The organism is Nonomuraea sp. NPDC051191 (assembly GCF_044455665.1).
Lineage (GTDB): Bacteria > Actinomycetota > Actinomycetes > Streptosporangiales > Streptosporangiaceae > Nonomuraea.
The window spans coordinates 754,231-776,743 of record NZ_JBITEZ010000002.1 but is presented as its reverse complement, the minus strand read 5'-3'; the positions used below and the strand labels follow the sequence as shown (position 1 = coordinate 776,743).

Here is a 22,513-nt window from a genome sequence, read left to right as displayed (position 1 = left end):
TAGCTGAGCGGAGGGGCCTTGTCCCGCCCGAGACAGTGCTCGATCGCCAACGCGCTGGCCGTCGTGGGCGAGCGGTGGAGCCTGCTGGCGATGCGCGAGATCATGCTCGGGGTGCGCCGCTTCGACCAGATCGCCCGCAACACCGGCGCCAGCCGCGACATCCTCACCGCCCGGCTGCGCAAACTGGTCGAAGTGGGCCTGCTGGAGCGGGTGCCGTACGAGCGGCACCCCCCGCGCCACGAGTACGTCCTCACCGATGCGGGCCAGGCCCTGCACACGGTCCTGCTCGCCCTGATGGACTGGGGCGACCGGTACGTCACCGAGGGCGAGCCGCCCACCGTGTGGCGGCACTCGTGCGGCGAGCCCCTGGAGCCGCTCACGGTGTGCGCGAGCTGCCGGGAGCCGGTGCGCCCGCAGGAGCTGACCGTGATCCGGGTGGACCAGCCGCGGTAGCCGTTGTCCGGCGCGTGGTAGGGCTGACCCTACCGCGTACCGGCCCGCAGCCAGGATCGATCGGCGGGCGCCGGATCCGTAGCGTCATGGCCATGACATCCCTCCGGCACCGCGTCGCCGCCGACACCCGCTACGTCCTGCTCGGCCTGCCCATGGCCACCGCGTCCTTCACCCTCGCCGTGGCCGGCGTCTCGGCCGGTCTCGGCGCGGCGGTCGCGTTCGTGGGGCTGCCCGTCCTGGCCGCCACCGCCGCCTCGGCCCGCCACTTCGCCGACCTGGAGCGCGCCGCGCTGCCCGGCGTGCTCGGCCACCCGATCTCCCGCCCCCGCTACGCGCAGACCCCCGCGGGGGCGGGTCTGTTCCGCCGCATGATGAACCCGCTGGCCTCCGGCCAGGCGGCGCTGGACCTGCTGCACGCGATCATCACCTTCCCGGTCTCGCTGGCCGCCGCCGTCGTGAGCGCGGTGTGGTGGGCGGGCGCCGTGCTCGGGCTGACCTTCCCGGTCTACGGCTGGGCGATCGCCGCGATCCCCGGCGTGGACGGCGGCCTGCCCGCGCTGCTCGGCCTCGGCACCGGGACCGTGCCGTTCGTGGTGTTCAACACGGCGGTCGGCCTGCTGTTCGCGCTCACGCTGGTCCCGGTGCTGCGCTCGGCCGCCCTGGTGAAGGCGAGCGTCTCCCAGGCCTTCCTGACCCGCGCCCACGTCCCGTCCCTGGAGAGCCCGTCCCTGGAGACCGCGTCCGCGGGCTGGGTGACAGCCCGATAGGGACGGGCTACCCTCCCAAGTGCCGAAGTTTCCGATCTTGTGAGGGCAGGGAGCCGTGCCGTCGTGGGCAGAGCTGCCGATCGGCCGGGTGGTACGGCTGGACGCCGACCCCGACGCCGTGGCACTGGCCCTCGATCCCCTGCCGGACGACGCTCCGGCGGTCGTCACCTACTTCGCCGCCGAGGAACGTTCCGTGGCCGACCTGGCCGCCTCTGTCCTGCGTGAGCTGGACAAGGCGGCCATCGCGCTGTTCCCGGCCTGGTTGCCGGGCGCCGAGGGCATCGAGGGCCCGTCCGGGATGAACGTGGCCGCGGTCCAGGCGCTGGCCCGGGGCAGGGCCTCGGTCACCGGCCACTTCGGGCCGTTCCTCGCCGAGCTGGCCCGGCGGGCGCTGACGGGCGGTCCCAGCGGGCTGGCGCCGGAGGTCCGGGCGGCCGGGCTGGTCAGGGTGCTGGCCGACAGCTTCGGCCGGGCCCGGCTGGCGATCCTGGTACGGGTTCCGGACGAGCTCGGCACGGCGGCACGGGAAGTGCTGGTCGCCGGGTGCGAATGGCTGGCGCACCGGGGCAGGGCCGGCGTCTGGCTCGCGGGCGCGCCCCTGGACGACGACCGCGTGCGGACGGTCCCCGTCCCGCTCCCGGCAGCCTTCGACGGCGCCGGGGAAGCCGTCCCGGTTCCCGCGACGGCCGATCAGGCGCCCGCCGTCGCGTACCCGCCGGTGGCGGGCAGGCCGCATCCGGGCAGCGCGAGCGAGCGGGCGCTGGAGGCCGCCTTGTCCTCGCGGGCGTGGGCCGGGGGGCGGGCCTGGAACCAGACGTACCGGCCGGGCCCGCTGGCCGTCCCGATCCGGGTGGACCTGCTCTGGGAGCGGGAACGCTGCGTCGTGGAGATCGACGGTCCCGACCATCGGGCTCCGGCCAAGTTCGCCGCGGACCGGCAGCGGGACGTGCTGCTGCAACTCGATGGTTACGCCGTGCTGCGCTTCTCCGATGGTCAAGTATTGACTGACATGGACACCGTGGTCCGTCAGATCGGCCAGTTTCTGCGGAACCGCCGCAGAGCGGAAGGATGAGATATGCCAGACAAAGGGCTGTCGCTGCCCGAGTTCACTGCCCTGCTGGTGCTGGCCGTCGAAGCCCGCGAGGTCTCCAACAGCGAGCTCAAGGAGCACTACAAGCTGACCATCGACCGTAAGAGCCGGCTGAAGCTCAACGACCTGAAGTTAGTCGAGAGCCGGCAGCCCAGGCGCGGGCGCGCCTTCGTGCACGTGCTGACCGACTCCGGATGGGCGAGGCTCGCCGAGGATCTGCAGACCGGGACGATCCCGCCCCAGACCGGCTCGTCGGGGGCCGTCGCGCGGGCCCTGCTCGAATGGCTGCCCCGGTTCATGCGGCGGACCGACCAGCGGCTGTCGGAGATCTTCCAGCCCGAGCCGGACGCGCCCGCCGCCGGTCCGGAGTCCCGCATCCGCGCCGCGTACGCCGAACTGGCCGCCCAGCCGGGTGCGTGGGTGAGCCTGACGCGGCTCCGGCGACTGCTGACCGGCATGCCGAAGGCGGCGGTGGACGAGGCACTCGTCCTGATGGAACGACTCCCTGACGTGAACCTCGTCCCGGAGTCGAACCAGAAGACGCTCACGCCCGAGGACCGCGAAGCGGCGGTGATCATAGGCGGGCAGGACAAGCATCTGCTGTGGATCGGCGAGCTGTGAGCGGCGTCGCGGATCTGGCCGCGCTGACGTTCAACTACACCGAGGGCGCCGACGACGTCTGGCGCCGCTCCCCCTTCCACGTCGAGGGCCTGCACGGCGCGTCGACGAAGGTCCTCCTCGACGGCCTGGCCGAGGCCGCCCACCGGCCTGAGGCCAGTCCCATCGGCGTCGTCGTGCAGGGCCAGCGCGGCACCGGCAAGACCCACCTGCTCGGCTGGCTGCGCGAGCGCGCCCAGCGCGAGGGCGGCTACTTCGTCCTGGTCGGCCTGCTGGACGCCAAGGGCTTCTGGGAGAGCGTCGTGGTCTCCCTCCTGGACAGCCTCTCCCGGCCCCGCCAGGACGGGCAGACGCAGCTCACCGTGCTCCTGGACCGCCTGGCCATCATGGCGGGGCTGTCCCGCATGGCACGCCGCTCGATCACCGGCAAGCGCGGCCTCACCAGGGACGAGCTGGACGCCTTCGTCACCGCGTTCCGTCGCGTCGGGGGCCAGGTCGGCCGCGACAGCCAGGACGCCGCGCGCGCTCTGGTCCTGCTGGCGGGCGAGGATCCGGGCCTGCAGGACCTGGGCGAGGCGTACCTGTCGTCGGCGCCGGAGGGCGAGCCGGGCGAGCGGGCCCGGTGGGGCATCCGCGGGCTCGACCGGACGCCGCAGGAGATCGTCAGGGACCTCTCGCGCCTGATGGCCCTCACCGGCCCGACGATCATCGCCGTGGACCAGATCGACCCGCTCGTCGCCCAGTCGCGGGCCACGACCGAGGGCGGCGCCGAACACGACCCGGCCGAGCAGCTCATGATCGAGCGCATCGCGGGCGGGCTGATGGCGTTGCGCGAGGTCACCCGCCGGACCCTGACGGTCGTGACGTGCATCCCCGCCACGTGGGCGCTCGTCGTACGGGTGGCGGTCGACACCGTGCGCGACCGCTTCCGCGAGGCGGTCCAGCTCATGACCATCCCCGACGCGGCCACCGCCCGCACCCTGGTCGCCACGCGCTTCGAGGTGCAGTACGGCGAGGCGGGCGTCAAGCCGCCGTACCCGACCTGGCCGGTCCGGCCGGAGGCGTTCGAGCAGGCGCCCGGGTTCACCCCGCGGGAGCTGCTCATCCGGATCGACCGGCATGTCCACGCCTGCCTGCTGGACGGCGAGGTCAGGGAGTTGACCGGGTTCGCGACGGTGCCGGCGCCGCGTCCCCGGCCGCCCGCCCCCACGGCCGACCTCGGCGCGCTCGACGGCCGCTTCGCCGAACTGCTGGAGACCGCGCAGGCTCCGGTGATCGACCAGGGCGGCGAGGACACCGTGATGCCGGCGCTGCTGGCCGCCGGCCTGCACGCGTGGATCGCCGAGCAGGGTGAGGCCGGCCGGGCCTTCAGCGTGGACCCGCCGCCGAGCGCCAAGCCTCCGCTGCACGCCCGCCTGCGCCGCACGCTCGACGAGAGCAGGGAGGACGAGGTCCACTGGGCCTTCCGCGCGGTCAGCGCGACGCACGGGAACGCGGCGCTGAACCGCGTCCGCAAGGCATGCGTGGCGGCCGGGCTGGACGCGGAGGTGCCCAAGCGGCGGCTGTTCCTGCTGCGCGACACCCCCTGGTCGCAAGGACCGGCCACGCGGGAGGCGATCGCGGCGTTCGAGCGGGCGGGCGGGCGGACGCTGCGGATGAGCCGGCAGGACCTGCTGGTCCTGGCCGCCCTCCGGGACCTGGTCTCGGCGAACCCGCCGGGCCTGGCCGCCTGGCTCGCCGCGCGGCGGCCGACGTCCGGGATCGGCTTCCTCACCGAGGCTCTGTCGGACGTGTGGAGCGTTCCCGCCGTACCGACCCCTGAGATGCCTGTGAAGGCGAGGCGCCAGGGCGACGACCAGGACCAGTCCCTGACGATCGGCCGGCGGATCTCGGACGGCGCGCCGGTGCGGATCGCGCTGGAGGCGCTGCGCAAGCACACGGCGATCTTCGCCGGTTCCGGATCGGGCAAGACCGTGCTGATCAGGCGGCTGGTCGAGGAGTGCGCGCTGCGAGGTGTCTCCTCCATCGTGCTGGACCCGAACAACGACCTGGCCAGGCTGGACGAGCCGTGGCCCGAGCCGCCGCGCACGTGGGAGGAGGGAGACGCGCGCCGCGCCGAGGAGTACCTGGCGGCCACCGACGTGACCGTCTGGACGCCGGGACGGACGGGCGGACGGCCGCTGAGCTTCCAGCCGCTGCCCGATCTGGCGAGCCTGGCCGGCGATCCGGACGAGTTCGCCGAGGCGGTCGAGGCGGCGGTCGCGTTCATCGTGCCGCGGGTCAGGCTGGACGCCAACACCGACAAGGCGCTGCGCGGGCAGGCCGTGCTCAGGCGGGCCCTGGCCGCCTACGGAGGCGGCGGCGCGACCAGCCTGAGGGGCCTGGCGGCGTACCTGGCCGACCTGCCGGACGGCGTCAGCGAGCTGTCCAGCGCCCGGCGCGTCGCGGCCGACCTGTCCCAGTCGCTGACCGCGGCCATGGACAACGACCCGCTGTTCGGCGGGGCCGGCGAGCCGGTCGACCCCGGCTTGCTGGTGACACCGCCACCGGGCAGGCGGGCCCGCGTCTCGGTGATCAGCCTGGCCGGGCTGCCGAGCCTGGAGCAGCGGCAGAGCTTCGTCAGCCGGCTGGAGATGGAGCTGTTCGTCTGGTTCAAGCGGCATCCCGCCCAGGACCGTCCGCTGGGCGCGCTGTTCGTCATGGACGAGGCCCAGACGTTCGCTCCCGCGGTGGGCGGCGCGTCGGTCTCCACCCGCAGCACGGTGATGCTCGCCTCCCAGGCCCGCAAGTACGGTCTGGGCCTCGTCTTCGCCACACAGGCGCCCAAGGGGCTGCACAACCAGATCCCCGGCAACTGCGCCACCCAGTTCTTCGGCCTGCTGAACGCCCCGATCCAGATCAGCGCGGCCAGGGAGATGGCCCAGTTCAAGGGCGGCGGCGACGTGCCGGACATCTCCCGGCTGGGCTCGGGCGAGTTCTACGTGGCCGGCGAGGGCGGCGGGTTCGCCAAGGCGCGCGTGCCGATGTGCCTGACGCACCACCCGAAGGCGCCGCTCACCACGGAGGAGGTCGTCGCCAGAAGCCGCGGCCGCACCTGATCGTCACGGTCCCGGCCGCGCCGGCCGGGACCGCCGCGGTCCCCACCGGTCGGCTCAGACGGCCGGGCGGCGGGTCGAGGTGAGGAGGCGGTGGGCCAGTACGGCCAGGTAGAGCACCCAGCCGGCGCCGATCACGGCCAGGGCGGCGACCGGCTGCCAGCCCGGCAGCTCCTCGACGGCCCGGCGGCACACGGCGACCGTCACCGGGATCGTGTAGAGCGCGAAGAAGGCCAGCCCGAGCACCCGCCCCACGACGAGGAACCAGGCGTAGACCCGTACGCCGCGCGGCGCCGTACGGGTGCGGCGCGCCCGCAGGTACGCCTGGGCGTCGGCCATGAGGTTCTTGTTGCCGCCGGCGTTCGCGATGGCGTAGTAGACGTCGGTGCGCATGAAGAACAGGAACTGCCAGGCGATCTGCGACAGGCAGATGACCACGACGAGCCGCACCACCGGCACGTCGACGACGTACAGGAGGCAGGTCCCGGCGCAGACGAGGAACCAGTCCACCCGCATGCCCGCCAGGTGGGCGCGGTAGCGGGCGCGCCTGGGCACGCCCCAGATGCCGGTGATCCTGGTCTGCACGACGAGGAACTGCAGGCGGGTGCCGAGCGACAACTCGGCCCGCACGCCCAGCGACCGGGCGGCGGCGATGTGGCCCAGCTCGTGGACCAGGACGAGCAGCCACGAGCCCGCCGCGAAGGCGACGGTGAAGGTGAGGCTGTCCGACCAGACCAGCGAGGAGAAGGACGGCAGCACGCCGGGCCTGGCGACCGCCGCGGCCAGGGCGCACAGCGTCAGCGCGGCCAGCACGGCGTGCGCGGGGCGGGAGAACAGCCAGGCCACGTGGCCGGGGCGGATGCGGTCCCACAGGTTGGGCGGGCGCCGGGGCCGGCCGAGCAGCCCGGCCGCGCCGAGCCCGGTCACGAACTCGGCCACGTCCACGTCCAGGCCGTGTTCGGTCAGGACCAGGGCGCGGGCCTCGGCGGCCGTCCTGGTGCCGTCGAGCGCCTCGACGACGGCCGCCGCCACGCCCGGCACGTTGACGAACGTCTCGCCGTTGCCGATCACGTAGTCGTCCGGGCCGTCGGCCACCACGCTGAGGAACGACAGGTCGGTCAGCGGCTCGGTCTTCACCCGCACACCTCGCAGCCGTCCAGGCGGGCGAACTCGTAGGCCGTGGTGGTCAGCGTCAGCAGGTCCAGCCAGAGGCTGCGGCCCTCGACGGCCGGGGCGCCGGTGCCGGTCAGGAAGCGGATCACCTCGGCGGCGAGCATGCCCGACACGATCCCGCACAACGGCCCGAACGACGGGATGGCCCGTCCGGGGTTGTCGTTGACGGGCAGGACGGTCGAGCCGTACCGCTCGGCCAGGGCGGCCTCCTGGCAGGCCAGGCAGCCGGTCTTGCCGGGCACGACCAGCGGGCCGAGCAGGCCGACGTGCTGGTTGAACCCGCCGGTGAGGAACGGCGTGCCGGCCCGCACGCACGCCTCGTTGACCCAGCGGCGGATGTGCGGCTGCGGGGTGTCGACGGTGTTGACCACGAGGTCGGCGTCGGTGACCACGTCGGCGGGGCCGGTGATGCGCCGCTCGACGCGGGTGACGCGGAGGTCCGGGCAGTGCTCGCGCAGCCTGCGGGCGGCCGCGGCCGTCTTGGGCTCGCCGACGTCGCGGACGGTGTAGAGGTGCTGGCGGTGCAGGTTGCCGATCTCGACGCGGTCGTCGTCCAGGAGGGTCAGGCGGCCGACGCCCGAGGTGGCGAGATGGAGGGCGACCTGGCCGCCGATCGCACCGGCGCCGAGCACCGCCACGTGCCGGCCGGCGAGGTCGCCGAGTGCGCCCACGGCCCGGTCGGCCGGGTGGAACATCGCCATGAACAGGGCGAACCTGGATAATCTCGCGTCTGCGGCCAGCGTGCCGAGTTCGTCGTCGGTGACCAGGAAGCGGGCCGCGCGCAGCTGCTCGACGGCCGAGTCGATCTCGGCGGGGGTGAGCTCGTCGAGGAGGGCGTACAGGTCGGACTGCTCGACGGGGGCCTCGGCGCACAGGCGCAGCAGGCGGCGCAGGGGCGGCGGCGCGGGGTCGAGGATCTGGCCGGTCGGGGGGAAGTCGCCGAGCCGTACGCGTCCGCGGACGTCGTCGATGAACAGGGGGAAGACCGGATTCACCTGAATCCTGGGCATGAAGGCGGCTCCCGGACGAGTGAGGGCCTCCCGCGGGGTTGGGCCGCGTCGCGGGAGGCCCGAAACGGTCAGCAGCTGTTGCTGTTTCCGGTGGTCTCGACTTCTTCGACCTTCTTGATCTCGATCGTCATGAGCGGTCCTTCCGTCGATCTTGATGGGCCGCTGCGATCATAAAGTAAAGATCGCCCCTTTTGATAGACCCAAGTACGAAATATCCGGGAAACCGTCTTATATCCGTGCAATAAAGTCGCGTGATCGTTTCCACATAAGCGCGGCCGACTCCGCCGAGTATCCGGGAAGATCGGGATCGGCGAACAAGTGCACATTTCCCGGATAAATGAAGCACTCGAATATCGGCCCCAGCTCCGTACGAAGATTGCCGACGTCGTCGGCGTCCACCCACGGGTCGCCCTCCGCGTAGTGGAGCTGCACCGGCACCGAGACCGGCCATCCCTCCCCGCACACCTCGGGCACGGCCGCGCAGCCGTGGTAGAGCAGCAGCCCCCGGGCCAGGGGGTGCGTGGCGGCCAGGAGCTGGGCCGCGTACCCTCCCAGCGAGAACCCGGCGAACACGACCGGCCCGCGCGCCTGCCCGGCGATCTCCCGCCAGCGGCGTTCGAGCTCGCCGAAGCCGACCGCGTCCCGCTTGCGCAGCCCGGATTCGAGGTCGTCGAAGATCTCGCCGTCGTAGTAGTCGGGCGTGCGCACGACGTGCCCGCCCTCGCGAAGCGCCTCCGCGGCTCCCAGTACCCCCGGTCGCAGGCCCTGTGCGGAGTGCAACAGGATGATCTCTGCCATGTGCACTGTGTACCACCGCGCGAAGGCCCCACCAAGGGGCCCGTTCGGCCACGCTCCCGTCGCTCCCGTCGCTCCCGTCGCCCGCGCCGCACGGCCTCCGGCCGAGGCTCCCCGGCCGGGGGCGCTCGCGGCCGGATGGGCGGCGACCACCGCGTCACCTGGTGCCACGCGCAGGGCGGCCGGCCGCTGAACGGCCCCCGGGCGGAGGGCGGGACCCCGGGCGGTGGCCATGTCCGCCCGGGGGGCTCGCGGGGTCAGGCGCAGGTGTAGCCGGACGGCGTCGCGTTGTCGCCGCCCGGCCTGGCGACCTGGAACCCGAAACTGGTGTTCGCGCCGGGCGCGAGCGTGCCGTTGTACCCGGCGTTCCTGGCGGTGACGTTCTGCCCGCTGACGGTGAGCGCGGCGTTCCAGGAGCCCGTCACGGTGTGCCCGGCGGGCAGGGTGAAGGTGACCGTCCAGCCGTTGATCGCCGAGGTGCCGGTGTTGGTGACGGTCACGGGCTGGATGACGTACCCGCCGTTCCACTGGGTCTGCACGGTGCCGGCGGCGGTGCAGCCGCCCGTGCCGCCCCCGGTGAGGGTGGTGAAGGTGACCGTCGGGGAGTCGCCGGACAGGTTGCCCGCGCCGTCGCGCGCCCGCACGTAGACCTGGTACTGGGTGCCGGCGGTCAGGCCGGTCAGGTTGATGCTGTTGCCGGTGGACTGGCCGAGCTGGGTGTCGGTGCTGCCCTGCTCGCGGTAGACGTTGTAGCCGGCCAGGCCGCTGCCGCCGCTGTCGGTGGAGGCGGTCCAGGTGAGGGTGGCCGCGTTCGCGGTGACGTTGCCCGCCGCCGGGGCGCCCGGCGTGGTGGGCGGGGTGGTGTCGGTCGTGGTGCCGCCCGCCAGCGCGTCGTGCACGGCGGTGTACGACGGCTTCTGCTGGTAGCTCTCGTTGTAGATCAGCGCCGCGCCCTGGCCGGGGAAGGTGTCGGGCACCCAGGAGTACTTGTCGGTGAAGCCCCAGATCGTCACGCCCTGGCAGGCGGTCACGGCCAGGCAGGCGTTGACGACGTTGCGGTAGTAGGTGGCCTGGGTGGCGTCCTTGGTGGCGTCCCTGGGGGTCTGCATGCGCACGTCCAGCTCGGTGATCCGCACCTGGACGCCGAGGGCGGCGAAGCGCTGCAGGTTCTGCTGGAAGTCGCCGGGGAAGCCGTACTGGATGGCCAGGTGGGACTGGAAGCCGACGCAGTCGACGGGAACGCCCTGCTGGCGCAGTGAGGAGACCAGGTTGTAGATCGCCGTGCTCTTGGCGTTGATCCCCTCGGTGTTGTAGTCGTTGATGCACAGCTTGGCGTCGGGGTCGGCGGCGCGGGCGGCGCGGAAGGCGTCGGCGATGTAGCCCGAGCCGAGCGTGTTGTACCAGAACGACGTGCGCAGGTTGCCGTTGTCGTCGAAGACCTCGTTGACGACGTCCCAGGAGACCACGGCCGGGTTGTCGGCGAAGTGGCCGACCACGTTGGAGATGTGGTTCTGCATGGCCGCGCGCATCGCGGACGCGCTCAGGCCCTGCACCCAGCCCGGCGTCTGGTTGTGCCACACGAGGGTGTGGCCGTGCACCTGCTGGTCGTTCTGGGCGGCGAAGGCGACGATCGCGTCCGCGCCGGAGTAGTTGAACTGGCCCTGGCTGGGCTCGGTGGCGTCCCACTTCATCGCGTTCTCGGGGGTGACCTGGCTGAACTCGGTCGCCGCGATGTTCTTGTAGGAGGTCTCACCGGCCAGCGGACCGGTGGCGAGCGCCGTGCCGATGAACTTGCCCTTGGCGGCCGCGTGCGTCCGCAGGGGCGCCGAGGCGTCGGCCGACGTGGCAGGGAGGAGGAACGCTGCGAGAATCCCCAGCAGGGCGAGGACTCTGACGAACAGGGACGAGAGCACGGGCATCTACCTCCGGAGGCAGGCACTCGATTGCGAAAACTTTCGATCCTCGGCGGATCGCATCGCAGACGGTATTGACATGCGCGAGGATGGTCAATGGCAGTCGCCAACCGCTGCCAAACCGGCAGTTCGGAGGCCGAAAATATCGCCACATTCATGAGACTTTCACAGGAGACCTGGCGAGGCCTCCGGGCGTCGGTTTCCGCTGCTCTAGCGCGACGTACCTACCGGTCGGTACTGTGAATGGACCGGAATAATCCTCTGATGCGGGAGTTCTGCGCATGTCCCTTTCGCACGCCCAGGTCCAAGCCCAGCTCACCGGCCCCGGCCAGCTTTTCGAGACCGAGGAGATCGGCGACGCCGGGGTACGCACATGGAAGCACGCGCCGGGACACTTCCGAGCCCTGCTGGAGATCAGCAGGTTCCACGGCGAGCAGGTCTTCCTGGCCTACGAGGACGAGCACATCACGTTCGAGGAGCACTTCCGCCGCGCCGCCACCCTGGCCAACCGCCTGGTCGACGAGTACGGCGTGACCAAGGGCGACCGCGTCGCCATCGCCATGCGCAACTACCCGGAATGGGTCGTCTCGTTCTCGGCCGCGCTGGCCGCCGGAGCCATCGCCGTACCGCTGAACGCCTGGTGGAGGGAGGCCGAGCTGGCCTACGGCGTGAGCGACTCGGGGGCCAAGGTCCTGATCGCCGACGGCGAGCGGGCGGTCCGGCTGGCCTCCACGGGCGTGCCGATGATCGTGACCAGGGGCGAGGTCCCCGAGGGCGCGCGCCCGTTCGGGGACGTGCTGGGCGAGGTCACCGCCGACGTGCGGCTGCCCGACGTGGAGCTCTCCCCCGAGGACCCGGCGACGATCTTCTACACCTCCGGCACCACCGGCCGCCCCAAGGGCGCGCTCGGCAGCCACCGCAACCTCGGCCAGTCCCCCATGACCGTGGCCTACGGCCTCATGCGCTCGCTCACCATGGCCGGCAAGGACGCGGGCGCGGCGGCGGGCGTGCGCCGGGTGACGCTGCTGACCGTGCCGCTGTTCCACGTCACCGGCTGCTTCTCCGGCATGACCACCTCGATGTTCACCGGCGGCGGCGTGGTGCTCATGTACAAGTGGGACCCCGAGCAGGCGCTGCGGCTGATCGAGCGGGAGCGCGTCACCACGATGATCGGCGTGCCGACCAACGCCTGGCAGCTCATGTCGCACCCGGACTTCGGCAAGTACGACCTGTCGTCCCTGACCACCCTCGGCTACGGCGGCGCCCCCGCCCCGCCCAAGCTGCTGGAGCGCATCACCACGAACCTGCCCGACCGCGCCCCCTCCAACGGCTACGGCATGACCGAGACGACCGCCCTGGCCATCGGCAACGGCGGCGCCGAGTACCACGCCAGGCCCGACAGCATCGGCATGCCGTCGGCCGTGGTGGACGTGCGCGTGGTGGACCCCATGGGCGCCGAACTGCCCGCCGGCGAGGTGGGCGAGCTGTGCGTACGCGGCCCGAACGTGATCATGGGCTACTGGAACCAGCCCGAGGCCACGGCCCAGACGTTCGTGGACGGCTGGCTGCACACCGGCGACCTGGCCAGGATCGACGAGGAGGGCTTCGTCTACATCGTGGACCGCGCCAAGGACATGGTGATCAGGGGCGGCGAGAACGTCTACTGCGCCGAGGTCGAGGCGGCCCTGTTCGAGCACCCGGCCGTAGACGACGCGGCGGTGATCGGCGTCCCGCACGACGAGCTGGGCGAGGAGGTCGGCGCGGTGATCCGGCAGGCCCCGGGCCGGTCGGTCACGGCGGAGGAGCTGCGCTCGTTCCTGGCCGACCGGATCGCCAAGTTCAAGATCCCGGTGCACGTGTGGTTCCGCGAGGGCGAACTGCCCCGCAACCCGGGCGGCAAGATCCTCAAGACCCACCTGCGCCGGGAGATCCTCGGCTCCTGACCCTCCCCTGAACCCCTCTTGGGGCGCCTCCGCAAGGGGGCGCCCCCTTCTTTTTCTCCCGAAGAACCCGCAGGTCGGCGGCCGGTTCGCAACCCTCATTACCTGGCGCGTAATCGCGGCCCCTACGCCCCGGCTGACATCTTTCAAGTGTCGCAACGAGCACTTGAAGGAGCCGAGATGACCGCCCTCACCGTCACCGCCGACCGGACCAAGTTCCTGCGCCTCGCGCTGGTCGCCGACGCCGTCGTCACCGGCGTCAACGGGCTGGCCTACCTGGCGCTGGCCGCCCCCGCGAGCGACCTGCTCGGCCCGGGCGCGGGCCTGCTGCGCGAGATCGGGATCTTCCTGCTCGTGTACGGCGCCGCCGTCGGCCTGGTGGCCGCGCGCCCCACGATCAACCAGACCGCCGTCAAGGCCTTCATCGCCCTGAACATCGTCTGGACCCTCGGCAGCGTCGCCGCCGTCGTGACCGGCGCGCTCGGGTTCAGCACGATCGGCGCCGTCTGGGCCATCGCCCAGGCCCTGGTCGTGGGGGTGTTCGCCGAGCTCCAGATCACCGGCCTGCGCCGGGCCCGCAACTGACTCCCTGTGAAGACCCCAGACCGCAACACCTTGAGGAAAGAGAGATCATCATGACCGCCGAACTCGTCGAGCGCTACCTGGCCGTCTGGAACGAGACCGACGCCGACGCCCGCGCCAAGGCCGTGGCCGAGCTGTGGACCGAGGACGCGACCTACACCGACCCGATGGCCGACGTGGCCGGGCACGCCGGGATCGCCGCCGTGATCGAGGGCGCGCAGGGCATGTTCCCCGGCCTGGTGTTCACCCCCGGCGAGGTGTTCGACGCCCACCACGACATCGCCCGCTTCACCTGGCACCTCGGCCCGGCCGGCGAGGAGCCCCTGGCCGTCGGCTTCGACGTGGTCGAGCTGGCCGAGGACGGCAGGATCCGCAAGGTCCTCGGCTTCCTCGACAAGGTCCCCGGCGCCTGACGCCCCCTCCTGCGAAGGCCCCCGGTTCCCCCCGGGGGCCTTCGCCCGTTCCAAAATGATTTGCCCTGGCCACGCACGTCATCGCAGAATCAGACTTCGTGCCCGCACGACTCACCCGCCTGCTCCGTCACCTCTCCCCTGACCTGAGCCCGCTGCGCGACTCCCGTGACTACCGCCTGCTGTTCGGCGCCGGGGTCATCACCATGTTCGGCACGATGATCACCATGGTGGCGCTGCCGTTCCAGATGAAGGAGCTGACCGGCTCCTACGTCGCGGTCGGGATGATGAGCCTGGCGGAGTTCGTGCCGATGGTGGTGTGCGGCCTGTGGGGCGGCGCGATCGCCGACGCGCTCGACCGCCGCCGGATCATCGTGCTGAGCGAGCTGGGCCTGCTGGTGACCACCGCCGCCCTCATGGTCAACGCGATGCTCCCCCACCCGCAGGTCTGGGTCCTGTACGTGATGGGCGCCCTGTCCACCGGCATCGCCTGCCTGCAGCGTCCGAGCCTGGAGGCCGTGATGCAGCAGGTCGTCAGGCACGACCAGCAGGCCGCGGCGGCGGTGCTGAACAGCCTGCGCTGGAACTTCGGCGCGATCCTGGCCCCGGCGCTGGGCGGCCTGCTGCTGGTCCAGATGGGCACGCACGTCGCCTACGCCATCGACGCGATCACCTTCGCCCTCTCCTTGGCGCTGCTGTGGCGCATCAGGTCGCTGCCGCCCGTCGAGGACGCCGCCCCGGCCTCCCTGAGGTCCCTGGTCGAGGGCGTGCGGTACGCCACCGGCCGCCGCGACCTCATGGGCACGTACCTGGTGGACATCGCGGCCATGGTGTTCGCCATGGCCAACGCGCTGTTCCCGTTCCTGGCCGACGAGCTGGGCTCGCCCGAGTCGCTGGGCCTGCTGTACTCGGCGGCCGCCGTGGGCGCCCTGGCCGCCTCGGTGACCGGCCGCTGGACGGCCCGCGTGCAGCGGCAGGGCCTCGGCGTGATCGTCGCGGCGGCGCTGTGGGGCGTGGCGATGACGCTGACCGCGCTGGCCCCGAGCGTGTGGCTGGTCTTCCTCTGCATCGCGCTCGCCGGCGCGGCCGACATGATCAGCGGCATCTTCCGCACGACGATGTGGAACCAGACCATCCCGCAGGAGCTGCGCGGACGGCTGGCGGGCATCGAGCTGCTCTCCTACGCCAGCGGCCCGATGCTGGGCAACGCCCGCGCGAGCCTGATGGCCAACTTCGGCGGCACCCGCTTCTCGCTGGGCGCGGGCGGCCTGCTGTGCGTGGGCGCCGTCCTGGGCCTGGCCGCCGCGCTCCCCGGATTCCGCCGCTACGACTCCAGGACCGACGAGCACGCGATCGCGGAACGCACCCGCCGCGCCGCCCAGTCCACCGAACCCACCCCCGCCTGACCGCCCCACCTCGGGCCCCACCCGACCGGCACCAGCGACAGACAGCGGTCAACGTCCGGCGGGCGGGCGGCAGGCGGGCGGGCGGCAGGCAATGGGCGATGGGTGGCAGGCGAGGGCCTACTCCGCCTCCCGCCACCCTTCGTACCGCTCCACCAGCTCGTCCACCTTCGCCAGCGAGCCTTCGTCGAGCCCTTCCAGGACGACGAGCCACTGGGCGTCCTCGGCGTCGTCCTCGCCGGCGAGCGTCTCCCGTACCACCCTCGGCACCCCGAGCCCTGGGAACCACTCGCCCAGCACCTCGGCGACCTCCTCGGCATCCTCCCGCTCGCCGAACACCAGCAACTGCCTCATGCCCCACATTCTCCCGCGCCTTGAACACGTGTACGTCCGTTCACCCAACGTGAGCGGAAGGCGTCGATTAGCGTCCGACCATGACTGCCGAAGCGGCGACCCGCAACACAGAAGCCCCTTCCTCGCTCCCCCACTGGGCCTTCCCCCCACCACAGGGCTACGTCGCCGAAGACCTCGATCACATCCCGGGTCTCCCCGCGCACACACAGTTGATCGACGGAAGCCTGGTCTTCGCGCGCCCCCAGCAACGCTTCCACCACGACGTGATCTTCGGCCTGCACCGAGCGCTCGCCGACGCCGCGCCCGACCCTCTCCAGGTCTGCCAGGAGATGACCGTCAAGCTGGCGCCCATGCAACGGCCCGAACCCGACCTGATCGTGCTGGGTCCGGAGGCGCCCTCCGACGAGGGTGTCAGCTGCTACCAGGCCGAGGATGTCATCCTCGCCGTCGAAGTGGTCTCCCCCGACTCGGTGGTGCGCGACAGGAAGCGCAAGCCCACCCTCTACGCCGAGGCGGGCATCCCGCACTTCTGGCGCATCGAAGAAGCCGGGGGCCGGCCGGTGGTCTACGTCTACGAGATCGACCCCGCCACCGGCGTCTACGTCGGCACCGGCATCCACCACGACCGGCTCAAGCTGACCCTGCCGTTCGACCTCGACATCGACCTCACCACGCTCTACACCGCCTGACGAAAAAGGGCCGGTACGGCGATCCGTACCGGCCCGTTCTCGTGACGTCAGACGCCGCGCAGTTGCGCTCCCACGCGGTCGGCCGCCATCGCCACCGCCGCGTCCCTGGCCGCCGTCGTCTCCTCGACCGTCAACGTACGGTCGGCCGCCCGGAACCGCATCGTGTAGGCGAGCGACTTGTTCCCCTCGCCCACCTGCTCACCCGCGTAGACGTCGAACAGCCGCACCGACTCCAGCAGCTCCCCGGCCCCGTCGCGCAGCGCCGCCTCCACGTCGGCCACCGGCGTGAAGTCGGGCACGATCAGCGCCACGTCCTGCGTCGCCACCGGGTACGGGGACACCGGCGGCGCCTGCACCGGCCCCGGCATGCCCGACTCCAGCCGCGACAGCTCCAGCTCCATGGCGGCGGTACGCGGCGGCAGCCCGTACGCCTCGATGACCCGCGGATGCAGCTCACCGGCGTGCCCCACCAGCGTGTCGCCCACGTAGAGGGCGGCGCACCGGCCCGGGTGCCAGGGCTCGTGCTGGTCGGCGCTGATGGACAGCTCGATCCGCGACTCGGCGGCGACCAGCCGGGCGGCCTGCACAGCGTCGGCCCACGAGGCCTCGCGGCCGGAGCCCCACCAGCCGGACCGCTCGAACTCCCCGGCCAGCACGACCGCGACCCGCAGCGGCTGGTCGGGCAGCGCCGCCTCGATCGAGGCCAGCTCCTCCTCGGTGGGACGGCGCGCGACGCCGAGCACCGGAGCGGCCGCGGGGGCGTTCTCCCTGGGCCGGTAGACCGCGCCCGTCTCGAACAGCGCCACGTCGCCGAAGCCGCGCCCGACGTTGCGGACCAGCGTCTTGAGCAGGCCGGGCAGCAGCGTCGTGCGCATCAGCGGCTCGTCCTCCGACAGCGGGTTGGCCAGGCGCATGGCCCGGCGCCGCGCGTCGTCGGCGGGCAGCTGGAGGCGGTCGAAGTCGTCGGCACCGATGAACGGGTAGCTGAGCACCTCGACGTAGCCGCCCTCGGCCAGCGCCCGGCCGACCCGCCGGCGCAGCCGCTGCCCCTCGGTCAGCCCGGCGCCCGCCGGCGCGCTGGGCAGCACCGACGGCAGCCGGTCGTAGCCTTCGAGCCGGATGACCTCTTCGGCCAGGTCGTTGGGGTCGGTGAGGTCGGGCCGCCAGGACGGCGGGGTCACCGTGATCATGTCCGGCCCGGTGACGGCCAGCCTGGCCGCCAGCTCGCCGCCGGTCACGACGCCGGTCGGGTCGACGCCGCCCTGGCGCACGGCCGGGTCGTCGCCGTCGGTCACGACGCAGCCCACCTGCTCCAGGCGGCCGACGACGACCTCCTTGGCGTACGGGAGGCCCGCCACGGCCGACGGATGACCGGCCGGGATCGCGATGCGCGCCGGCGTGACGTCGACCTCGGCGTGCGTCACCCCGGGCTGCACGGTCGCGCCGCCCAGCTCGGCCAGCAGCTGCACCGCCCGCCAGGAGGCGACCAGCGGCAGCTCGCGGTCGACGCCGCGCTCGAACCGCTTGGACGCCTCCGACACCAGCCCGTGCCGGCGCGACTCGCGCGAGATGCCGGTGGCCGAGAAGTGGGCGGCCTCGATGACGATGTCGGTCGAGCCGTCGGAGATCTCGGTCTCCAGCCCGCCCATCGTGCCCGCCATGGAGATCGGGCCCGACTCGTCGGTGATGAGGATGTCGTCGGGGTCGAGCTCGCGCACGACGTGGTCGAGCGTCTCCAGCCGCTCGCCCTCCCGGGCCCGCCGTACGACGATCTCGCCGGTCAGCTTCGACCGGTCGAAGGCGTGCAGCGGCTGGCCGAGCTCCAGCATCAGGTAGTTGGTGACGTCGACGGCCAGCGACACCGGGCGCATGCCGGACCGGCTCAGCCGCACCCGCATCCACAGCGGGCTCTGGGCGGCCGGGTCGAAGCCGCGCACCTCGCGCAGCACGAACCGGTCGCAGGCCGTCGGGTCGCCGATGGAGGCCGGCCAGGACGGCTCGGCCTCGGCGGGCACCTCGACGTCGGCCGGGTCGCGGAAGGCCACGCCGAACGCGGTGGCCACCTCGCGGGCCACGCCGCGCACGGACAGCGCGTAGCCGATGTCGGGCGTGATCTCCAGCTCGATCACGTCGTCGCGCAGGCCGAGCAGCTCGACCACGTCGGTGCCGATGGGCGTGTCGGCGGGCAGCACCATGATGCCGTTGTGGTCGTCGCCGAGGCCCAGCTCGCGCTCGGAGCAGATCATGCCCTCGGACATGCGCCCGTACGTCTTGCGCGCCCCCACCTCGAACCCGCCCGGCAGCACGCCGCCGGGCAGCACGACCGGCACGCGGTCGCCGGCGACGAAGTTCGTGGCGCCGCAGACGATCTCGCGCGGCGTCGCCTCGCCCACCTCGACCTTGCAGTGCCTGATCGGCTTCTTGAAACCGGACAGCTCCTCGATCTCCAGCACCTCGCCGACGACGACGTTCTTGACGTCGTGGCCGTAGGAGGTGATGGCCTCGAGCTTGAGCCCGGCCATGGTGAGCCTGTCGGCCACCTCGTGCGCGGTGGCCGCCGGGAGATCGACGTACTCCCGCAGCCAGGAAAGCGGGACCTTCATCAGATCTCCATTCCGAACGGGAGCGTGAAGCGCACGTCCCCCTCGATCATGTCTCGCATGTCTTCGGCGTTGTGGCGGAACATCAGCGTGCGCTCGATCCCCATGCCGAACGCGAACCCGGAGTAGCGCGAGGGGTCGACGCCGCAGGCGATGAGCACCCGCGGGTTGACCATGCCGCAGCCGCCCCACTCGATCCAGCCCTCGGACTTGCAGGTGCGGCACGGCGGGTTGCCGGGGATCGCCGAGGCGCCGCGGCAGACGAAGCACTTCAGGTCCATCTCGGCGGACGGCTCGGTGAAGGGGAAGTAGTTCGGCCGGAACCGGGTGGTGATGCCCTTGCCGAACATGACCTCGGCGAACCTGTCGAGCGTGCCCTTGAGGTGGGCCATGGTCAGGCCCTCGTCGACGGCCAGCCCCTCGGTCTGGTGGAAGACCGGGGTGTGGGTGGCGTCGAGCTCGTCGGTGCGGAACGTCTTGCCCGGCGAGATCACGTAGACCGGCAGCTCGCGCTGCAGCAGCGCGCGGATCTGCACCGGCGAGGTCTGGGTGCGCAGCACCATGCCCGACTCGGTGGAGTCCACGAAGAACGTGTCGTGCTCGGAGCGGGCCGGGTGGTCGGTGGCGATGTTGAGCGCGTCGAAGTTGAACCACTCGCCTTCGAGCTCGGGGCCCTCGGCGACCTCGTAGCCCATGGCGACGAACGCGTCGGCGATGCGCTCCTGCAGCGTGGTCAGCGGGTGGCGGGCGCCGCGCGGCCGGCGGTCCCACGGCAGGGTGACGTCGACGGTCTCCTCGACGAGCACCCGGGCGTCGCGCTCGGCCTCCAGCTCGGCCTGGCGGGCGGCCAGCGCCTCGCCGATCGCTCTGCGGGCGCCGCCGACGCGCTTGCCGGCCTCGGCTCGGGCGGCCGGCGGCAGGGCGCCGATCTCGCGGTTGGCCAGGGCGATGGGCGAGCGGTCGCCCGCGTGCGCCAGCCTGGCCTGCTTGAGTGCGTCGAGGCTGTCGGCCGCCTTGATCGCCGTGAGGGCGTCGGCCTCCATGCGGGACAGCTCGTCGGCGTGCAACGGCGTCACCTCGACGGGGTCGTAGTCAGACAAGAGTGAGCTCCGTATCCAGGGCTTGAGCGGAAACGAGTCTAGTGGGGCCCGCCCACCGGACCGACTTCGACGGGCTCAGGCGGCAAGCCGCTCGGGGCTTCAGACCGTGGCGAAGTCGGGTGTGCCGGTGGGCACGGTAAATCGGAACTCCGCGCCGCCCTCGGGCGCGCGCTGCACGGTGATCGTGCCGCCGTGTGCCTCGACCAGGCCCTTCACGATGAACAGGCCGAGCCCGGTGCCGCCGCGGCGGCGGCTGTTGCCGCCCCGCCAGAACTGCCGGAAGACGCGCGGAGCCAGCTCGGGCTCGATGCCCTCGCCCTCGTCGCGCACCGACACGGCCACTCCCCATCCGACGGACTCGATCTCGATCGTCACGGTGCCACGCCCGTGGCGCACCGCGTTCTCCACCAGATTACCCAGAATCTGGTCGATCTTGTCCTGGTCGAGCCACATCTCGGGCAGGCGGTCGCCGACGATCAGGCGGTAGCGGTCTTCGGAGTCGCCCGCCGCGACCCGGCCGGCGACGAGCCGGCGCGCCCTGGCCGGCAGGTCGACGACCTGGCGGCGCACCTCCAGCCGCCCGGACTCGATGCGCGAGACGTCGAGCAGCTCGGTGATGAGACGGGTGACGCGGTCGGCGTCGTTGTTGACGGTCTCCAGCATGACGCGCTTCTGCTCGTCGGTGAAGCGCGTCCACTTGGCCAGCAGGGTGGCGGTGAAGCCCTTGACGCTGGTCAGCGGCGAGCGCAGCTCGTGGGCCACGGTGGAGACCAGGTCGGCGCGGCTGCGCTCCAGCCGGGCGCGGGCGCCGCCGTCGCGCAGCGTGATCGTCACGCGTTCGACCTCGCCGCCGCGCTCGGGCTCGCGCACCAGCCGGGCCGCGACGTAGAGCTCCTGCCCGCCCGGCAGGTGCAGCGGCCGCTCGGGGACCCTGGTGCGGGTACGCAGCCCGCCCTCGGGGTCGAGGCCCTTCCACCACTCGCGTCCGTCGTGGTCGCGGAAGGGGAAGACCTCGTTCATCTCCCGGCCCACCGCGCGCTCCATGGCGACCCGCGTGAGCCGGACGGCGGCCCGGTTGACGGCCAGCACGCACCCATATCGGTCGGTCACGATAAGGCCGTCGGGGAGGTCGTCGATGGAGATCGTGCACGCGGCGGCCACGACTCGCCCGTCGGTTTCTGCGCCGTGCACGACCTCGCCTCCTCCGCCTACAACGCCGACAATAGCGGGTTTCCGGCCGCCTAGGGCACTCGCTGAGCCCTGGCGGAGGAGTAAAGGCACACCGCCGCGGCGGTGGCCAGGTTCAGACTTTCAGCCTGTCCGTAGATAGGCACTCTGACCACATCGTCCGCCTCGGCGCGTATCTCCTCCGGCAGTCCCCAGGCCTCGTTCCCGAAGATCCACACGGTCGGTCCGGAAAGATCCACGTCGTCGAGCGTGTGCTTGCCCGCGCCGTCGGCCGCCAGCACGCGCATGCCCCGCTCCCTGAGTTGACGCACGGCGGGGGCGACCGGTGCACCGATGACGACCGGCAAATGGAACAGGCTGCCCGCGCTGGCGCGTACGCACTTGCCATTGTAGGGATCGACGGAGGCGTCGGTGAAGATCACGGCGTCCGCCCCGGCGGCGTCGGCCGCCCGCATGACGGTGCCGGCGTTGCCCGGGTCGCGTACGTGCGCCAGCATCGCGACCAGCTTCGGCTCCCCGTCGAGCGCCTCCTCCAGCGGCACGTGCACGAACCGGCACACCGCCAGCAGCCCCTGCGGGGTCACGGTCTGGGACAGCTCCGACATGACCTCGCCGCTGGCCCGGTGGACGGGCACCCCCTGCAGCGTGGCCTGGGTGACGAGCTCGGCGTGCCGCAGCTCGGCCTCGGCCGTGGCGAACAGCTCCAGGACCACCCCGTCGAGCTTGAGCGCCTCACGCACCGCCTGCGGTCCCTCGGCCAGAAACCTGCGGTCCTGCTCCCTGAAGGCGCGCTTGGTGAGCCTGCGTGCGGCCTTCACCCTCGGCGACTTCACGTTGGTCAGCTCGGACCCGGCCATGCTCTCCCCCTGGTCATGCGTGGATACAGCAAAAGGGCCCACCGTGACGGTGGGCCCTCATGTGTCTGAAGGCGACCTCAGCTCGCGGTGGCCGGAGCGTTCACGTTCGCCGGGAGCGCCTTCTTGGCGGCCTCGACGAGCGTGGCGAAGGTCGGGGCGTCGTTGACCGCGAGGTCAGCGAGGATCTTGCGGTCGACCTCGATGCCGGCCAGGCGCAGGCCCTGGATCAGGCGGTTGTAGGTCATGCCGTTGGCGCGGGCAGCGGCGTTGATCCGCTGGATCCACAGACGGCGGAACGCACCCTTACGGTCCTTGCGGTCCCGGTAGGCGTACGTCATCGAGTGGAGCATCTGCTCCTTGGCCTTGCGGTACAGCCTCGACCGCTGGCCACGATAACCACTCGCCCTGTCGAGGACGACCTTGCGCTTCTTCTTGGCGTTGAGCGCCCGCTTCACGCGTGCCATGTTCTTCTCCCC

The 22,513-nt window shown here is 72.0% G+C and carries 20 protein-coding genes; 10 read left to right on the top strand and 10 right to left on the bottom strand.

All coding sequences use genetic code 11. From position 1 onward, the window contains the following. Window positions 1-18 precede the first annotated feature (18 nt). The 5 genes from ACIA8R_RS08260 to ACIA8R_RS08240 all read left to right on the top strand — a co-directional run bounded on the left by ACIA8R_RS08260 (window position 19) and on the right by ACIA8R_RS08240 (window position 6,026). Window positions 19-453, top strand: a complete 435-nt coding sequence (locus ACIA8R_RS08260; RefSeq protein ID WP_364097351.1) for a helix-turn-helix domain-containing protein — start codon at window positions 19-21, stop codon at window positions 451-453. A 92-nt stretch (window positions 454-545) separates the two neighbouring features. Next, complete coding sequence (locus ACIA8R_RS08255) at window positions 546-1,220, top strand: sensor domain-containing protein (protein WP_397037278.1); 675 nt, start codon at window positions 546-548, stop codon at window positions 1,218-1,220. A 55-nt stretch (window positions 1,221-1,275) separates the two neighbouring features. Then, the gene (locus ACIA8R_RS08250) at window positions 1,276-2,292 is read left to right on the top strand and encodes an endonuclease domain-containing protein (protein ID WP_397037276.1); all 1,017 of its coding nucleotides are present in this window, start codon (window positions 1,276-1,278) and stop codon (window positions 2,290-2,292) included. A gap of 3 nt (window positions 2,293-2,295) precedes the next feature. Then, window positions 2,296-2,931: a hypothetical protein gene (locus ACIA8R_RS08245; protein ID WP_397037274.1), complete on the top strand. Its 636-nt coding sequence runs from the start codon at window positions 2,296-2,298 to the stop codon at window positions 2,929-2,931. Continuing rightward, window positions 2,928-6,026 carry a helicase HerA domain-containing protein gene (locus ACIA8R_RS08240; RefSeq protein ID WP_397037272.1) on the top strand — a complete coding sequence of 1,033 codons (3,099 nt, stop codon included), beginning with the start codon at window positions 2,928-2,930 and terminating at the stop codon, window positions 6,024-6,026. The genes ACIA8R_RS08245 and ACIA8R_RS08240 overlap by 4 nt, the downstream gene beginning before the upstream one ends. 54 nt (window positions 6,027-6,080) lie before the next feature. Here ACIA8R_RS08240 and ACIA8R_RS08235 read toward each other — a convergent pair whose 3' ends face one another. The 4 genes from ACIA8R_RS08235 to ACIA8R_RS08220 all read right to left on the bottom strand — a co-directional run bounded on the left by ACIA8R_RS08235 (window position 6,081) and on the right by ACIA8R_RS08220 (window position 10,920). Then, the gene (locus ACIA8R_RS08235) at window positions 6,081-7,160 is read right to left on the bottom strand and encodes a hypothetical protein (protein WP_397037270.1); all 1,080 of its coding nucleotides are present in this window, start codon (window positions 7,158-7,160) and stop codon (window positions 6,081-6,083) included. Further along, window positions 7,157-8,206, bottom strand: coding sequence for a TOMM precursor leader peptide-binding protein (locus tag ACIA8R_RS08230; RefSeq protein WP_364097366.1), 1,050 nt, complete (start codon window positions 8,204-8,206; stop codon window positions 7,157-7,159). The genes ACIA8R_RS08235 and ACIA8R_RS08230 overlap by 4 nt, the downstream gene beginning before the upstream one ends. 228 nt (window positions 8,207-8,434) lie before the next feature. Beyond that, window positions 8,435-9,004: a dienelactone hydrolase family protein gene (locus tag ACIA8R_RS08225; protein WP_357703341.1), complete on the bottom strand. Its 570-nt coding sequence runs from the start codon at window positions 9,002-9,004 to the stop codon at window positions 8,435-8,437. A 254-nt stretch (window positions 9,005-9,258) separates the two neighbouring features. Then, window positions 9,259-10,920 carry an endo-1,4-beta-xylanase gene (locus ACIA8R_RS08220; RefSeq protein ID WP_397037267.1) on the bottom strand — a complete coding sequence of 554 codons (1,662 nt, stop codon included), beginning with the start codon at window positions 10,918-10,920 and terminating at the stop codon, window positions 9,259-9,261. A gap of 275 nt (window positions 10,921-11,195) precedes the next feature. Between ACIA8R_RS08220 and ACIA8R_RS08215 the strand changes: the two genes are divergently transcribed. The 4 genes from ACIA8R_RS08215 (at window position 11,196) to ACIA8R_RS08200 (ending at window position 15,252) form a co-directional block, all read left to right on the top strand. Next, window positions 11,196-12,857, top strand: a complete 1,662-nt coding sequence (locus tag ACIA8R_RS08215; RefSeq protein WP_397037265.1) for a class I adenylate-forming enzyme family protein — start codon at window positions 11,196-11,198, stop codon at window positions 12,855-12,857. A 177-nt stretch (window positions 12,858-13,034) separates the two neighbouring features. Beyond that, window positions 13,035-13,439, top strand: a complete 405-nt coding sequence (locus ACIA8R_RS08210; RefSeq protein ID WP_357703335.1) for a hypothetical protein — start codon at window positions 13,035-13,037, stop codon at window positions 13,437-13,439. 50 nt (window positions 13,440-13,489) lie between these two features. Beyond that, window positions 13,490-13,849 (top strand): nuclear transport factor 2 family protein, encoded by a 360-nt coding sequence (locus ACIA8R_RS08205; RefSeq protein WP_357703333.1) that lies wholly within the window; start codon window positions 13,490-13,492, stop codon window positions 13,847-13,849. A 98-nt stretch (window positions 13,850-13,947) separates the two neighbouring features. Then, the gene (locus tag ACIA8R_RS08200; protein ID WP_397037263.1) at window positions 13,948-15,252 is read left to right on the top strand and encodes an MFS transporter; all 1,305 of its coding nucleotides are present in this window, start codon (window positions 13,948-13,950) and stop codon (window positions 15,250-15,252) included. Between the two features lie 117 nt (window positions 15,253-15,369). Here ACIA8R_RS08200 and ACIA8R_RS08195 read toward each other — a convergent pair whose 3' ends face one another. Continuing rightward, a complete protein-coding gene (locus ACIA8R_RS08195) occupies window positions 15,370-15,603 on the bottom strand; it encodes a hypothetical protein (protein WP_364097379.1) in 234 nt (77 codons plus the stop codon). 80 nt (window positions 15,604-15,683) lie between these two features. Between ACIA8R_RS08195 and ACIA8R_RS08190 the strand changes: the two genes are divergently transcribed. Then, window positions 15,684-16,292 (top strand): Uma2 family endonuclease, encoded by a 609-nt coding sequence (locus ACIA8R_RS08190; protein WP_397037262.1) that lies wholly within the window; start codon window positions 15,684-15,686, stop codon window positions 16,290-16,292. A 47-nt stretch (window positions 16,293-16,339) separates the two neighbouring features. Here ACIA8R_RS08190 and ACIA8R_RS08185 read toward each other — a convergent pair whose 3' ends face one another. From ACIA8R_RS08185 to rplT, 5 genes are all read right to left on the bottom strand, one after another. Beyond that, on the bottom strand, window positions 16,340-18,895 hold the full coding sequence (locus ACIA8R_RS08185; protein ID WP_364097384.1) for a phenylalanine--tRNA ligase subunit beta: 2,556 nt from the start codon (window positions 18,893-18,895) through the stop codon (window positions 16,340-16,342). After that, window positions 18,895-19,935, bottom strand: a complete 1,041-nt coding sequence (gene pheS, locus ACIA8R_RS08180) for a phenylalanine--tRNA ligase subunit alpha (protein ID WP_357703426.1) — start codon at window positions 19,933-19,935, stop codon at window positions 18,895-18,897. Before pheS ends, ACIA8R_RS08185 begins: the two co-directional genes overlap by 1 nt. A 156-nt stretch (window positions 19,936-20,091) precedes the next feature. Further along, complete coding sequence (locus tag ACIA8R_RS08175) at window positions 20,092-21,183, bottom strand: ATP-binding protein (protein ID WP_364097387.1); 1,092 nt, start codon at window positions 21,181-21,183, stop codon at window positions 20,092-20,094. 50 nt (window positions 21,184-21,233) lie between these two features. Further along, window positions 21,234-22,037, bottom strand: a complete 804-nt coding sequence (locus tag ACIA8R_RS08170) for an RNA methyltransferase (protein WP_357703323.1) — start codon at window positions 22,035-22,037, stop codon at window positions 21,234-21,236. 77 nt (window positions 22,038-22,114) lie between these two features. Then, on the bottom strand, window positions 22,115-22,501 hold the full coding sequence (gene rplT, locus ACIA8R_RS08165) for a 50S ribosomal protein L20 (RefSeq protein WP_357703321.1): 387 nt from the start codon (window positions 22,499-22,501) through the stop codon (window positions 22,115-22,117). Between the last annotated feature and the right edge of the window lie 12 nt (window positions 22,502-22,513).

Excerpts from the sequence above, each read along its gene's own strand:
- ACIA8R_RS08170 (WP_357703323.1), bottom strand. The coding sequence starts at position 22,037 with ATGGCCGGGTCCGAGCTGACCAACGTGAAGTCGCCGAGGGTGAAGGCC.
- ACIA8R_RS08255 (WP_397037278.1), top strand. The coding sequence starts at position 546 with ATGACATCCCTCCGGCACCGCGTCGCCGCCGACACCCGCTACGTCCTG.
- ACIA8R_RS08220 (WP_397037267.1), bottom strand. The coding sequence starts at position 10,920 with ATGCCCGTGCTCTCGTCCCTGTTCGTCAGAGTCCTCGCCCTGCTGGGG.
- ACIA8R_RS08210 (WP_357703335.1), top strand. The coding sequence starts at position 13,035 with ATGACCGCCCTCACCGTCACCGCCGACCGGACCAAGTTCCTGCGCCTC.
- ACIA8R_RS08230 (WP_364097366.1), bottom strand. The coding sequence starts at position 8,206 with ATGCCCAGGATTCAGGTGAATCCGGTCTTCCCCCTGTTCATCGACGAC.
- ACIA8R_RS08185 (WP_364097384.1), bottom strand. The coding sequence starts at position 18,895 with ATGAAGGTCCCGCTTTCCTGGCTGCGGGAGTACGTCGATCTCCCGGCG.
- ACIA8R_RS08195 (WP_364097379.1), bottom strand. The coding sequence starts at position 15,603 with ATGAGGCAGTTGCTGGTGTTCGGCGAGCGGGAGGATGCCGAGGAGGTC.
- rplT (WP_357703321.1), bottom strand. The coding sequence starts at position 22,501 with ATGGCACGCGTGAAGCGGGCGCTCAACGCCAAGAAGAAGCGCAAGGTC.
- ACIA8R_RS08225 (WP_357703341.1), bottom strand. The coding sequence starts at position 9,004 with ATGGCAGAGATCATCCTGTTGCACTCCGCACAGGGCCTGCGACCGGGG.
- pheS (WP_357703426.1), bottom strand. The coding sequence starts at position 19,935 with ATGGAGGCCGACGCCCTCACGGCGATCAAGGCGGCCGACAGCCTCGAC.
- ACIA8R_RS08190 (WP_397037262.1), top strand. The coding sequence starts at position 15,684 with ATGACTGCCGAAGCGGCGACCCGCAACACAGAAGCCCCTTCCTCGCTC.
- ACIA8R_RS08205 (WP_357703333.1), top strand. The coding sequence starts at position 13,490 with ATGACCGCCGAACTCGTCGAGCGCTACCTGGCCGTCTGGAACGAGACC.
- ACIA8R_RS08215 (WP_397037265.1), top strand. The coding sequence starts at position 11,196 with ATGTCCCTTTCGCACGCCCAGGTCCAAGCCCAGCTCACCGGCCCCGGC.
- ACIA8R_RS08245 (WP_397037274.1), top strand. The coding sequence starts at position 2,296 with ATGCCAGACAAAGGGCTGTCGCTGCCCGAGTTCACTGCCCTGCTGGTG.